Raw genomic sequence first — 12,787 nt, 5'->3', positions numbered from 1 at the left:
GCCGGTTTTCCTCGCCGAATGCGGTGTGCACCGGCGGCCGGAGCGAGATGATCGAGCCATGACCGAACGCCCTGCGGATCTCCCCGAACCGCCACCGGACCTTCCGGTCCGGGGTCAGCTCGAGCCTCAGGGGGCGACGAAGGCCACGCCCGAGTCCAACGTCCGCCCGGCACCGGAGATTCCCCTCGACCGCAGCCGGGCGGCCTCCACGTGGACCGGCCTGGTCATCGGTGTTCTGGTGCTGATCCTGCTGCTCGTGTTCATCCTGCAGAACCTCGACCCGGTCACCATGGAAATGTTCGTGTGGGAGTTCACCCTGCCGCTCGGGGTGAGCCTGCTCCTGTCGGCCATCGCCGGGGCCCTCGTCATGGCACTGGCGGGCGGTGTGCGGATCCTGCAGATCAAACGCGCCGCGAAGCGGCGGTAACACCGCGCCGCCCCGCGGCGGGTGACGAACACAACGCACCCAATTTCCCCAAGGCGGCGACAACAGGGCACCCTGGAGACAAGACCTTCACCCGAGGAGCCTGACGTGACCGCCCACCTGGATGCCCCCGCCTCCGCCACCGTCGCACCCGAGCTCGCCCGATCCTGGCTGCTCGTTCCGGGCAACGCCCCGGAGCGGTTCGCCGCGGCCGCCGCGTCCCCGGCCGACGCCGTGATCCTCGACCTCGAGGACGCCGTACCGGCGGCCGGTAAGGCCGCCGCGCGCGATGACGTCGTCGAATGGTTGCGCGGTGGTGGCCGTGCCTGGGTGCGGATCAACGACGCCACCACTGTGCACTGGGCCGACGATCTCGCCGCGCTCGCCGGGGTGCCCGGCCTGCAGGGCGTGATGCTCGCCAAGACCGAGAGCGGCCAGCAGGTCGACGCCACGGCCGCTCAGCTGCCGGCCGGCACCCGCATCCTCGTGCTCATCGAATCGGCGGTGGGCCTCGAGGCCACACCCGAGATCGCCCGCGCCGACGGTACGTTCCGGCTGGCGTTCGGCAGCGGCGACTTCCGCCGCGACACCGGGATGGACGACTCCCCCCTCGCCATGGCCTACCCGCGTTCCCGCCTGGTGGTGTCGAGCCGGGCGGCCCGCCTGCCCGGTCCCGTCGACGGGCCGTCGCTGACCGACGACCCCGAGGTCCTCGAGCGGGAGGCGAAGCTGACCGCGTCGATGGGAATGACCGGGAAGCTGTGCATGACTCCGGCCCGGGCACCGTTCGTCAACGCCGCCCTCAGCCCCAGCTCCGACGAGGTCGGCTGGGCACATGAGGTGATCGACACGCTCGGCGAGGACGGCCGCGGGGTGCGCGACGGCAGCGACCTGCCCCGCCTGGCCAAGGCGAAGAGGATCAGCGAACTGGCGCGGGTGTTCCGCATCCGCGGCACCCACCACCACCGCTAGGTCCGCGGCACGCGCCGCACGCTCAGGGGATCTCCAGGCCCCGGGGCTTGCGGCGCACATGCAGCCGGTAGCGCACCGTGAGGGTGGTGCCCGGGGTGCCGTGCACCGCTCGCTCGGCGACGCGCGGGCCGAACTCGATGCCGAGTACGCGCTCGAGGGTCGCACGGTCCGGGAAGCGCCATTCGGTGTCGACCCGGCGCAGGTCGAAGCCCTGGGCGGCGAAGAACGCCTCCACCACCGCCGGGTCGTAGTGCGGCAGGTCCGCGCGCATCCATTCGCCGTACGGATGGGCGGTCGCGTCGAGATCGACGATCGCGAGCGCGCCGCCGGGCCGCAGCACGCGCATGGCCTCGGCGATGCCCGCCCCGCACCCGGGCCCGAAGAAGTAGGCGGTGCGCGCGTGCACGACGTCGACGGTGCCGTCCGGAAGCGGCAACTGCTCGGCCGAACCGGCCTCCACCCGGACGCCCGGCTGGTCCCGCACACGTCGGCGGGCCAGCTCCACCAGCGGCGGGTGCGGTTCGATGCCGGTCACGGTGCGCGCGGTGGCCGCGAACATCGGCAGGTGGAAGCCGGTGCCGCAGCCCACGTCGAGGACGTCGCGACCGGCCCAGTCGCACGCCTCGCGCAGCGCCGCGTACACGACGCCGTGAACGTCCTGGGCGCGGTTCTCTTCCTCGTAGACCTCCGGCCAGTGCCAGATGTTGGGGCTGGGGACCACCCCGTGCACGTCGGACCGCTGTCTCCTCGCCACCGGCCTAGACGAAGGCGCCGAGGACGAGCCAGGTGACGAACGCGGACGGCAGGATCGAGTCCAGCCGGTCCATGATGCCGCCGTGGCCGGGCAGCAGGGTGCCCATGTCCTTGATGCCGAGGTCCCGCTTGACCTGCGACTCGATCAGGTCGCTCGCCGTGGCCGTGGCCGCGAGGACGACGCCGAGGAGCGCACCGATCCACCAGGCGGCGTCGAGCAGCAGGGTCACCGTGAGGATTCCGGCGACGGTGCAGGCGAGGACCGAGCCACCGAAGCCCTCCCAGGACTTCTTCGGGCTGATCGCGGGCGCCATCGGGTGCTTGCCGAACAGCACCCCCGCCGCATACCCGCCGACGTCGGACGCGACGCACACGATCATCAGGCAGAACACGCGTGCGGCGCCGTTGTCGTCGAGGACCATCAGCGTCGCGAACGACGCGAGGAACGGCACCCACGCCGCGGTGAAGACGGTGACCGCGGTGTCGCGCAGGTAGTTGCGGGGCCGGCCGCGCAGTCCACGGTCGAACAACCGCCACAGCATCGACACGACCGTGGTGCCGGCGAAGGCGCCGAGCACACCGGTGGTGCCGTAGGGCCAACCGAGCCAGATCATCGCCTGCCCCCCGACCAGGAGCGGGATCCGGGGAACCAGGACGTCCGCCTCACGCAGGCGCTTGGTGACCTCCCACGTGGCGATCGCGATGGCCACCGCGACGACGACGAGCCACGCCTTGGGGGCGAATGCGAGCACCACGATGACGAGGGCGCCGAGACCGGCGCCGACGCCCACGGCCGCGGGCAGGTTCCGGCCCGCCCGGGAGGACTTCTTCGCCGGCTCCGCGGTGGGGGTGGCATCGGGCCGCACCGGCGGGACCTCGGGGTCCGCCTTCGCGGCCTCGGCCGCCGAGTCGGCGTCGGTGACGCCCAAGGGGAGCTGCGGGTCGGACGACCCGGCGGCTGTACCCACGGTTAAACCTCCAGCAACTCGGCTTCCTTGTGCTTGACCAGTTCGTCGATCTGCGCCACGTACTTCGCCGTGGTCTTGTCGAGTTCCTTCTCCGCGCGGGTGACGTCGTCCTCGCCGGCCTCGCCGTCCTTCTGGATGCGGTGCAGCTCCTCCATCGCCTTGCGTCGCACGTTGCGCACGGACACCTTGGCGTCCTCGCCCTTGGCCTTGGCCTGCTTGACCAGCTCGCGGCGGCGTTCCTCGGTGAGCTGCGGGATGGAGATGCGGATCAGGGACCCGTCGTTGGTCGGATTGACGCCCAGGTCGGAGTTGCGGATCGCGGTCTCGATCGGACCGAGCTGCGATGCCTCGTAGGGCTTGACGACCACCATGCGCGCCTCGGGGACGTTGATGCTGGCCATCTGCGTGACCGGGGTGGGCGCGCCGTAGTAGTCGACGACGATCCTGGAGAACATGCCGGGATTCGCGCGGCCGGTGCGGATGGATCCGAGATCGTCCTTGGCCACCGTGACGGCCTTCTCCATCTTCTCCTCGGCCTCGAAGAGAGCTTCATCGATCACGGCAGTTCCTCCATGTTCCGTTGTCCGTTCATGACCGTACGAGTGTTCCGATCTTCTCACCGGCGACGGCCCGAGCGATATTCCCCTCGGTGAGCAGGTTGAAGACCATGATCGGCATGTCGTTGTCCATGCAGAGGCTGAACGCGGTCGCGTCCGCCACCTTGAGCCCCTTCTCGATGACCTCGCGGTGGGTGATCTCGGTGAACAGGGTCGCGTCGGGGTCGATCCGCGGATCGGCCGAGTAGACACCGTCGACGGCCTTGGCCATCAGGACCACCTCGGCGCCGATCTCGAGGGCGCGCTGCGCGGCCGTGGTGTCGGTGGAGAAGTAGGGCATGCCCATGCCGGCGCCGAAGATCACCACGCGGCCCTTCTCGAGGTGCCGGCGGGCCCGCAGCGGCAGGTACGGCTCGGCGACCTGCCCCATCGTGATGGCGGTCTGGACCCGGGTGTCCACGCCCTGCTTCTCCAGGAAGTCCTGCAGCGCAAGAGAGTTCATCACCGTGCCGAGCATGCCCATGTAGTCGGAGCGGGCGCGGTCGAGGCCGCGCTGCTGCAGTTCCGCGCCGCGGAAGAAGTTGCCGCCGCCGATGACCACAGCCACCTCCACCCCGGAGCGGACGACCTCGGCGATCTCCTCGGCCACGGTCGTCACCACGTCCGGGTCGAGACCGACCTTGCCCCCGCCGAACATCTCCCCGCCGAGCTTGAGCAGCACCCGACGGAAACCGGGACGTTCCTGGGCGTGTTCGGACATGGTTCTCCTCGGATCGAGCGGTGGATCGGCCCTTTCATCCTGCCTCATCCGACCCCGTGGAACCGAGACGGGGGCGCGAGTGTCCGATCGGCCCGGATATCGAGCCGCCGACGCGCCTCGACCCCGCCGGCGAGCGCCGACGGGGTCGAGGAATCGAGAGATCTAGCTGGCGCCGACCTCGAAACGCACGAAGCGCGAGACGGTGGCGCCGGCCTCGTCGAGCAGCGCCTTGACGGTCTTCTTCGAGTCCGTCACCGAGGCCTGCTCGAGCAGCACGACGTCCTTGAAGAAGCCGTTGAGACGGCCCTCGACGATCTTCGGCAGGGCGGCCTCCGGCTTGCCCTCGTTCTTGGCGGTCTCCTCCGCGATGCGGCGCTCGTTCTCGACCGTGTCGGCCGGGACCTCGTCGCGGGTGAGGTACTTCGCCTTCAGCGCGGCGACCTGCATCGCGGCGGCGCGGGCGGCATCGGCGGCGGCGTCGCCCTCACCGGAGTACTCGACGAGCACGCCGACGGCCGGCGGCAGGTCGGACGCACGCTTGTGCAGGTACACGGCGACGGGGCCGTCGAACACGGCGAGGCGGCGCAGTTCGAGCTTCTCGCCGATCTTGGCGGAGAGCTCCTGCACCAGGGTGTCGACGGTCTTGCCGTCCACCTCGACAGCCTTGAGGGCCTCGAGGTCGGCGGGCTTGGCCTCGGCCGCAGCGGTGACGATCTTCTCGGCGAGAGCCTGGAACTCGTCGTTCTTGGCGACGAAGTCGGTCTCGGAGTTGAGCTCGATGAGCACGCCGTTCTTCGCGGCGACCAGGCCCTCGGCGGTGGAGCGCTCGGCGCGCTTGCCCACGTCCTTGGCGCCCTTGATGCGCAGCTGCTCGACGGCCTTGTCGAAGTCGCCGTCGTTGTCGGCGAGCGCGTTCTTGCACGCCAGCATTCCGGAGCCGGTGAGCTCACGCAGACGCTTGACGTCGGCGGCGGTGTAGTTCGCCATGGGAAGCGAGCCTCCTGTGTCTGTTGTGCGCGATGGGTGCTCGCGCGGGAGTTTCCTCTGATGCGGCTCGGTCGCGTGCGTGTGCACTGATGCGGCGCGGTCGCGTGCGACGGCCCCGACCATGATCTCAGGATCTACCGGTCGGGGCCGCGCATCGGATCAGGCTTCGGCGGAGGGCGCCGCGTCGGCGGAGGGCGCCGCGTCGGCGGCGGGGGCCTCGGCCTCGGCGGCCGGAGCCTCGGCCTCGGCGGCGGGGGTGGCCTGCGCGAGCAGCTCCTGCTCCCACTCGGCGAGCGGCTCGCCGGCGCCGGACTCCGGCTTGGCGTCCTTGTCGGCGCTCTGGCCGGCACGGGCCTGCACGCCCTCGGCGACGGCGGAGGCGACGACCTTGGTCAGCAGCGCGGCCGACCGGATCGCGTCGTCGTTGCCCGGGATCGGGTAGTCGACGACGTCGGGATCGCAGTTGGTGTCGAGGATCGCAACGACCGGGATGTTCAGCTTGCGGGCCTCGCCGACGGCGATGTGCTCCTTGTTGGTGTCGACGACCCAGATCGCCGACGGCACCTTGGCCATGTCGCGGATGCCGCCGAGGGTGCGCTCGAGCTTGGTCTTCTCACGCGTGAGCATGAGAATTTCCTTCTTGGTGCGACCCTCGAAGCCACCGGTCTGCTCCATCGACTCCAGCTCCTTCAGGCGCTGCAGGCGCTTGTGGACGGTGGAGAAGTTGGTGAGCATGCCGCCGAGCCAGCGCTGGTTCACGTAGGGCATCCCGACCCGGGTGGCCTCTTCCGCGATGGACTCCTGCGCCTGCTTCTTGGTGCCGACGAACAGCACGGTGCCACCGTGGGCGACCGTCTCCTTGATGAACTCGTACGCCTTGTCGATGTACGTCAGGGTCTGCTGCAGGTCGATGATGTAGATGCCGTTGCGGTCGGTGAAGATGAACCGCTTCATCTTCGGGTTCCAGCGACGGGTCTGGTGGCCGAAGTGGGCGCCGCTGTCGAGCAGCTGCTTCATTGTTACGACAGCCATGGCTGTTCTCTCTTTCGGTTCGGTTGCCGCGGGAGATCGGGTGATCCCCGCCCTGGCGTCCGCATGCCCGTCGGACCCTTGCGGGACCGGCCGACGGCCATTTTCCGATGGCGCCCGGCACACCGGGCGGCGATCAGCGCGCGGACGCGCGAAGTCGATCTGCGAACACAGACCGCTCGAACAGTGTACGGCCTTGCCCCGCGGGAACCACAACTGCCTGATCAGCAGGCCGGTTCGGCCGATCTGTGGATGGATCGGGTGGTTGTCCACAATGTCGACGAGGCCCTGTCGCACGCCGGCGCCGCCCGGCACGCTGGGCGGATGAAGATCGCCGGGATCGCCGTCCTGACCGCGCTCACCGCGCTCGCGGGTTCGGTTCCCGCCGCGGCCGCCCCGCGCGAGTTCGGCTGGCCGCTGCATCCACGGCCGACCTTGGCCCGCCCCTTCGACGGTCCCGAGCACGACTGGCTTCCCGGACACCGCGGCGCCGACCTCACCGGCCGGCCCGGTCAGCCGGTGCTCGCCGCCGGCGCCGGGGTGGTGGTGTTCGCCGGGACCGTCGCCGGCAAACCCGTCGTCTCGGTGGCGCACGCCGGCGGGCTGCGCACCACCTACGAGCCGGTGACCGCGACGGTGACGGCCGGCCGGCGCGTGGAACGGGGTGATCCGCTCGGCACCCTCGAACCGGGCCACGAGGGCTGCCGCGCCCCGGCCTGCCTGCACTGGGGTCTGCGCCGGGACCGCGACGACTACCTCGACCCTCTGCCGCTCGTGCGGTCGGTGATCCGTCTCCAGCCGGTTTCCCGTAGGCCGCGGCTCCGCTACGCGCGACGGCCGATCAGGTCGCGGCTCCGCTCCGCTACGCGCGACGGACCATCAGGTCGCGGCTCCGCTCCGCTACGCGCGACGGACCATCAGGTCGCGGCTCCGCTCCGCTACGCGCGACGGCCCATCCGGTCGCCGCTCCGCTCCGCTACGCGCGACGGCCCATCCGGTCGCCGCTCCGCTCCGCTACGCGCGACGGCCGGCGGCGTGACGCCCCGACACCGTCGCGAAGTCGTCGGCGACCATGGCGGCGAGCTCGAGGAAGGCCCGGCGGGTGGCCGGGCGGAGCAGGCCGAGGTCGATCTCGGCCCCCTCGGCGAGGTGCTCGTCGAACGGCACCACCTGCACGGCCCGGCACCGCGCGAGGAAGTGGCCCGTCACAGCCTCCATGTCGATGTTGGTGGCCCCGGGCCGGGCGGCGCTGATCACCACGACGGTGCGTTCGACGAGCGCCCCGAACCCGTGGTGCTGCAGCCAGTCGAGGGTCGCCGCGGCGCTCCGGGCGCCGTCGATCGCCGGGGACGCGACCAGCACAAGGGCGTGGGCGAGGGCGAGCACACCACGCATGGCCGAATGCATGATGCCCGTGCCGCAATCGGTGAGGACGACGTTGTAGTACACCCGCAGGATGTCCACGACCCGGCGGTAGTCGTCCTCGCTGAACGCCTCCGACACGGCCGGGTCGCGTTCACTCGCAAGCACCTCGAGGCGGCTCGGTGCCTGAGAAGTGTGCGCGCGGACATCGGAGTAGCGGGAGATCCGCGGGGCCGCGGCGAGCAGGTCGCGCACCGTGGACTCGGTCTGCTGCGGCACCCGCTGTGCGAGCGTGCCGAAGTCGGGATTCGCGTCCACCGCGATCACGCAGTCGCCCCGCAACGAGGCGAACGTGGCGCCGAGCCCGACGGTGGTCGTCGTCTTTCCGACACCGCCCTTGAGGGAGAGCACGGCGATCCGGTAGTCGCCGCTGATCGGCTGCCGGACCCGGTCGACGAGCTCGCGCCTGTGTGCCTCGTCGGCCGATTCGCCGGGCGCGAGGATTCCCCCGGTGAGCCGGTGCACGCCGCGCCGCCAGCCGGTCACCGGGGTGCGACGGGACCGCCGGACGAGCGCACCGGAGGTCAGGTCCAGGTTCGACGGCCGCGGCTCCGACGCGTCGAGCTCCGACGAGACCCCTCGGGACGACGCGGATATGGTCGAACAACGCTGCCCCGCATCATCTTCCGACATTCGCGGGTGCACCTCGTCGGGTTCCGAGCCGGACTCCGGCGAAGCCGGCACGGGCTCGGCGGGGCGACGCCCCGCCGGATCACTCGGCGGCACGGCCTCTTCCGGACCCTCGGCGGCTACCGGCCCGGTGACCGCGGCTTCGGCTACCGGTGGTTCGGCGACCACCGGTTCCGTCGCCGCCGGATCGGTCGTCGCCGGCTCGGTCGTCGCCGGCTCGGGAATCGCGGGTTCGGGAATCGCGGGTTCGACGACCGGCGATTCGGGCACGGAGTCGGGACGGCGTCGTGGTGGCATGCCGAACGGAATCGACGGCACCGGAGCCGGGAGGCGAACGGGCTCGGCAGCCGCCGGCGGCTGCACGGGCGGCTCGGCCTCGACGGGCCCCCCGACCGTCCGGTCACTCCCCCGTCGCCTGCCCCGGCGACCGGTCGGCGCCGGGTCGGGCGCCGGCTCGTCCCGAAGCCAGGCCGGCAGAGCGTGCGTCGACTCGTCGTATGCCACTTATCCCCCCGGATTGCACAGCAGATGCGGCGGCGACCGTACCAAACCGCGCCGCGGCCGTCGCCGCGTACAGGTCACGCCCGCGGATGCGCCTGTTCGTGTGCCGCACGCAGCCGTGCTACCGAGACATGGGTGTAGAGCTGGGTCGTCGCCAGGCTCGAGTGCCCCAGCAGCTCCTGCACCACCCGCAGGTCGGCGCCCCCCTCGAGCAGGTGTGTTGCGGCGCTGTGCCGCAGCCCGTGCGGCGCGAGATCCGGCGCGCCGGGGACGGCGGCCACGGTCTCGTGGACCACGGTACGGACCTGGCGCGGGCCCAGCCGACCGCCGCGTTTGCCGAGCAGCAGGGCGGGCCCCGAATCCGGGCGCGCGAGGGCGGGCCGCCCGGTGCGCAGCCACGCGTCGAGCGCGGCGGCCGCGGGCGCCCCGTACGGCACGGTCCGTTCCCTGTTGCCCTTGCCGACCACGCGCAGCGCCCTGCGCTCGGTGTCGACGTCGTCGACGTCGAGTCCGCACAGCTCACCGACCCGGATACCCGTCGCATACAGCAGTTCCAGCACGAGCCGATCCCGCAGTGCCACCGGCTCCATCTCGCGCGCACCGGCTTCCGCAGCGGTCATCACCTCACAGGCCTGGTCGGCACGCAGCACCGGCGGGAGAGTGCGATGGGTGCGGGCCGATGCCAGCCGCGCCGCGGGATCGTGGTCGAGCCGGCCCGTGCGAGCCAGCCACGCGCAGAAGGTGCGGGCGGACGAGGTGCGCCGCGCCAGGGTCGTGCGGGCGGCGCCACTCGTCACCTGGCCGGCGAGCCAGGAGCGGAGCACCTCGAGAGTGAGGTCGGCGATCCGCGCATCCGGGTGGCCGGCCTCGAGGTGAGCGAGGAGGGTGCGGATGTCGGTGGTGTACGCGCGGATCGTGTGGGCCGACCGGCCGCCCTGCAGGTCGAGGTGCTCGACGAACTCCTCGAGGTGCACGGCGAGGGGCGGCGGCAGCGCGGTGTCCATGGCCGTCACCGTGCGCCGTGGGCACCGCCCACGCAACCGAACACGCCGACCGAGGGCACACTAAGGTTAGTTCGTGAGTAAAACGATTCCGTTGCCGATGCTGTTCGGACTGGCATTGCTCTCCGCCACCGCGCCTCTGGCCACCGACATGTATCTGCCCGGACTGCCGGTCATGTCGGAGAGCCTCGGCACCAGCACGGTCGGTATCCAGCTCACTCTCACCACGTTCATGGCCGGCCTGGGTGTCGGGCAGCTGATCGTGGGCCCGCTCTCCGACGGGTGGGGCCGGCGCCGCCTGCTGCTGGCGGGCACCGTCGTCCTGGCCCTGAGCAGCGCCCTGTGCGCGACGGCACCGACGGTGGAGGTGCTCATCGCGGCCCGGTTGATCCAGGGCTTCAGCGGCGGCACAGGAATCGTGCTGGCGCGCGCGGTGATCGCGGACCGCGCCCGCGGCAACGAGGCCGCCCGCCTGTTCAGCGTCATGATGATCATCGGCGGTGTGGCACCGATCGTCGCGCCCCTGCTGGGCGGCGTCCTCCTGGGGCCCATCGGCTGGCGCGGCATCTTCTGGGTCCTGACGGGCCTGGCCGTGCTGATGATCGTCGCGGTGCTCACGGTCGTCCCGGAGACCCTGCCGCCCGAGCGACGCCACAGCGGGGGCCTGGCGATGCTCGCCCGCAACTTCGGCACGGTGATCGGCAACCGACGGTTCGTGGGCTATGCCGCGACGTTCGCGCTCGGCTTCGGCGCGATGTTCTCGTACATCTCCGCGTCACCGTTCGTGGTCCAGGAGGTCCTGGGCATGACGCCGGGACAGTTCTCCCTGATCTTCGCCGCCAACTCGGTGGGCCTCGTCGCAGGCAACATCGTCAACACCCGGCTCATCGGCCGCTTCGAGGTGCGGGACCTGTTGCGCTACGGCGTGACCCAGATGCTGACCGCCGGGGTGCTGCTGGTGCTCGCCGTCCTGGTGGCCGACACGAACCGCTGGTTGGTGCTGCCGCTGCTGTTCCTCGTCGTCTCCAGCCTGGGCTTCGTCATGGGCAACGCGACGGCGCTGGCGCAGGGGCAGGTACCGAAGGCCGCGGGCACCGGTTCCGCGGTCATGGGCGCGTCCCAGTTCGGCCTGGCCGCCCTGGTGTCGCCGCTGGTCGGGCTCGGCGGGGAGGACACCGCGCTGCCGATGGCGCTGGCGATAGCGATCTCGGCCGCGCTCTCCATGACCGCGCTGCTCACCCTCACCCGCGAGCGCGCCTGAGCACCGTCACCGCGCCTCGACCGTCGCGAGTTCGCGCTTCCACTCCCGGAAGCCCTCCTCGCTGCGGCCGCGCCGCCAGTACCCGGAGATCGACGCGCGTGCCGCCGGAACCCCGCGGGTCTTGCGGATGTACGGCCGCAGGTGGTGCATGACGGTCTCCGCCTCGCCGTGGATGAACACGTGCGGATCTCCCGGAAGCCACTCGGCGCCGGTCACCGCGGCGACGAGCGGCGCGTTCGCGCCGGAGAGGTCCGGCCCGACGGCCCCGGCACCGGAGCCGCGGTGCAGCCAGGTGACCTCGACGCCGGGGGGCGCCGCGAGGTCGATCGCGTCGGCGGCGTCGGTGACCTCGAGGAACACCCGGCCCACTGCGTCCGGCGCCAGCGCCTCGAGCGCCGCAGCGACGGCCGGTATCGCGGTGTCGTCACCGGCGAGCAGGTGCCAGTCGGCCTCCGGATCGGGCCGGTAGGCGCCGCCCGGCCCGCGGACCACGACGGTCTGCCCCGGCCGGACGGATGCCGCCCAGGGTCCGGCGACACCGTGATCGCCGTGGACGACGAAGTCGATCGCGATCTGCCTGGACCGCGGGTTCACTGCTCGCACCGTGTAGGTGCGCAGGACCGTCCCGCCGCCCGCCTCCAGTTCGAGTTTGACGTACGAGTCGGTGTACGGGCCGGGTTCGAACTCGTCGAATCCGGGACCGCCGAAGTGGACCCGCACCAGGTGCGGGGTCAGGCGTTCGCTGCCCGTCACCGTCAGGGTCGTCGATCGCGGGGTCTTCGGGGCCACGCCCACCTCCATATTTGCTCAGGCTTACCTAACCAGGGCAGCCTACGCGTGCGGTCCGGCCGCAGCCACAGCACCGCCTCGCCGTGGCACCACCGGGATCGCCCGATCCGCCGAAATCGCGACGGAATTCCGCCATCGTTGCGGTATGCGAGAAACGATGAACACCGTCACGTCGCAGTACCTGACCAGCCTGGTCGGCGCCCTCGAGGACACGGACCGGCGGCGCGAAACGATCGGCGCACAGCTGGCCGAACTCGAGTACGTCCTGCTCCAGACCGGAGAGACCGAGCTCGCGGCCCAGGTGACGAAGGTACTCGGCGACAGGTACTACAAGCCGATCCTGTCCAAGGCCGAGGAGCTGCGCGGGCACGAGCAGTCCTGACCGTCACACGCTGCGCGCCCAGCCGGCCCCCTCCCGCTGCACGTGTCCCTCCAGCTCGAGCAGCGGCAACGCCGCCCGCACCCGCTCCACGAGCAGCCCCGACGCCTCCGACAGCTGCTGCACCGACACCGCCCCCACCGCCGGCAGGGCCTCGTACACGGACGCCATGTCGCCCGAGAGCCCGTCGAGCGCACGCGCCCACCGCCCGTCGCCGTCGTCGCTCACGCCCATCGGGCCGATCTCCTCGACGACTTCGCGCGCGGTGCCCACCAGCCGCGCCTCCTGCTCCCGGATCATCCGATGACAGCCCTGCGACGCCGCCGACGTCACAGGCCCCGGCACCGCCAGCAC

14 protein-coding genes and 1 pseudogene are annotated in these 12,787 nt (G+C 71.4%); 5 read left to right on the top strand and 10 right to left on the bottom strand.

The window, feature by feature from the left end; genetic code table 11:
- Positions 1–58 precede the first annotated feature (58 nt).
- Positions 59–427 carry a LapA family protein gene (locus G6039_RS19695; protein WP_006937437.1) on the top strand — a complete coding sequence of 123 codons (369 nt, stop codon included), beginning with the start codon at positions 59–61 and terminating at the stop codon, positions 425–427.
- A 105-nt stretch (positions 428–532) separates the two neighbouring features.
- Positions 533–1,396: an HpcH/HpaI aldolase/citrate lyase family protein gene (locus G6039_RS19690; RefSeq protein ID WP_006937439.1), complete on the top strand. Its 864-nt coding sequence runs from the start codon at positions 533–535 to the stop codon at positions 1,394–1,396.
- Positions 1,397–1,418: 22 nt separating this feature from the next.
- Here G6039_RS19690 and G6039_RS19685 read toward each other — a convergent pair whose 3' ends face one another.
- The 6 genes from G6039_RS19685 to rpsB all read right to left on the bottom strand — a co-directional run bounded on the left by G6039_RS19685 (position 1,419) and on the right by rpsB (position 6,453).
- Positions 1,419–2,117: a class I SAM-dependent methyltransferase gene (locus G6039_RS19685; protein ID WP_006937441.1), complete on the bottom strand. Its 699-nt coding sequence runs from the start codon at positions 2,115–2,117 to the stop codon at positions 1,419–1,421.
- 37 nt (positions 2,118–2,154) lie between these two features.
- Positions 2,155–3,117, bottom strand: coding sequence for a phosphatidate cytidylyltransferase (locus G6039_RS19680; protein WP_006937443.1), 963 nt, complete (start codon positions 3,115–3,117; stop codon positions 2,155–2,157).
- Between the two features lie 2 nt (positions 3,118–3,119).
- Positions 3,120–3,677, bottom strand: a complete 558-nt coding sequence (gene frr / locus G6039_RS19675; protein WP_006937444.1) for a ribosome recycling factor — start codon at positions 3,675–3,677, stop codon at positions 3,120–3,122.
- A 28-nt stretch (positions 3,678–3,705) separates the two neighbouring features.
- On the bottom strand, positions 3,706–4,434 hold the full coding sequence (gene pyrH, locus G6039_RS19670; RefSeq protein ID WP_006937445.1) for a UMP kinase: 729 nt from the start codon (positions 4,432–4,434) through the stop codon (positions 3,706–3,708).
- A gap of 162 nt (positions 4,435–4,596) precedes the next feature.
- Entirely contained in the window at positions 4,597–5,421 is an 825-nt protein-coding gene (gene tsf / locus G6039_RS19665; RefSeq protein WP_029543242.1) for a translation elongation factor Ts, read from the bottom strand.
- Between the two features lie 159 nt (positions 5,422–5,580).
- Positions 5,581–6,453 carry a 30S ribosomal protein S2 gene (gene rpsB, locus G6039_RS19660; RefSeq protein WP_043800040.1) on the bottom strand — a complete coding sequence of 291 codons (873 nt, stop codon included), beginning with the start codon at positions 6,451–6,453 and terminating at the stop codon, positions 5,581–5,583.
- A gap of 321 nt (positions 6,454–6,774) precedes the next feature.
- Between rpsB and G6039_RS19655 the strand changes: the two are divergent.
- Positions 6,775–7,257, top strand: a pseudogene (locus G6039_RS19655) (M23 family metallopeptidase); the annotation flags it as partial.
- A gap of 207 nt (positions 7,258–7,464) precedes the next feature.
- Here G6039_RS19655 and G6039_RS19650 read toward each other — a convergent pair.
- Positions 7,465–8,505 (bottom strand): MinD/ParA family ATP-binding protein, encoded by a 1,041-nt coding sequence (locus G6039_RS19650; protein ID WP_373867505.1) that lies wholly within the window; start codon positions 8,503–8,505, stop codon positions 7,465–7,467.
- 575 nt (positions 8,506–9,080) lie between these two features.
- The gene (locus tag G6039_RS19645; RefSeq protein WP_006937450.1) at positions 9,081–10,007 is read right to left on the bottom strand and encodes a tyrosine recombinase XerC; all 927 of its coding nucleotides are present in this window, start codon (positions 10,005–10,007) and stop codon (positions 9,081–9,083) included.
- Positions 10,008–10,104: 97 nt separating this feature from the next.
- On the opposite strand from G6039_RS19645, the gene G6039_RS19640 reads away from it, so the two are divergent.
- Positions 10,105–11,265, top strand: a complete 1,161-nt coding sequence (locus tag G6039_RS19640; RefSeq protein ID WP_029543234.1) for a multidrug effflux MFS transporter — start codon at positions 10,105–10,107, stop codon at positions 11,263–11,265.
- A gap of 6 nt (positions 11,266–11,271) precedes the next feature.
- Here G6039_RS19640 and G6039_RS19635 read toward each other — a convergent pair whose 3' ends face one another.
- Positions 11,272–12,066, bottom strand: a complete 795-nt coding sequence (locus tag G6039_RS19635) for a siderophore-interacting protein (RefSeq protein ID WP_037200801.1) — start codon at positions 12,064–12,066, stop codon at positions 11,272–11,274.
- A 133-nt stretch (positions 12,067–12,199) separates the two neighbouring features.
- On the opposite strand from G6039_RS19635, the gene G6039_RS19630 reads away from it, so the two are divergent.
- Positions 12,200–12,436, top strand: a complete 237-nt coding sequence (locus tag G6039_RS19630) for a hypothetical protein (RefSeq protein WP_231385896.1) — start codon at positions 12,200–12,202, stop codon at positions 12,434–12,436.
- A 3-nt stretch (positions 12,437–12,439) separates the two neighbouring features.
- Here the strand turns inward: G6039_RS19630 and G6039_RS19625 are convergent.
- Positions 12,440–12,787 (bottom strand): DprA-like winged helix domain-containing protein (locus tag G6039_RS19625; protein ID WP_478384684.1); only part of this gene is annotated, 348 nt, incomplete at its 5' end.

The sequence above is a fragment of the Rhodococcus aetherivorans genome (assembly GCF_011058165.1).
Taxonomy (GTDB): Bacteria; Actinomycetota; Actinomycetes; order Mycobacteriales; family Mycobacteriaceae; genus Rhodococcus; species Rhodococcus aetherivorans.
The sequence above is the reverse complement of the archived record's forward strand: the minus strand, read 5'-3'. Positions and strand labels throughout refer to the sequence as shown.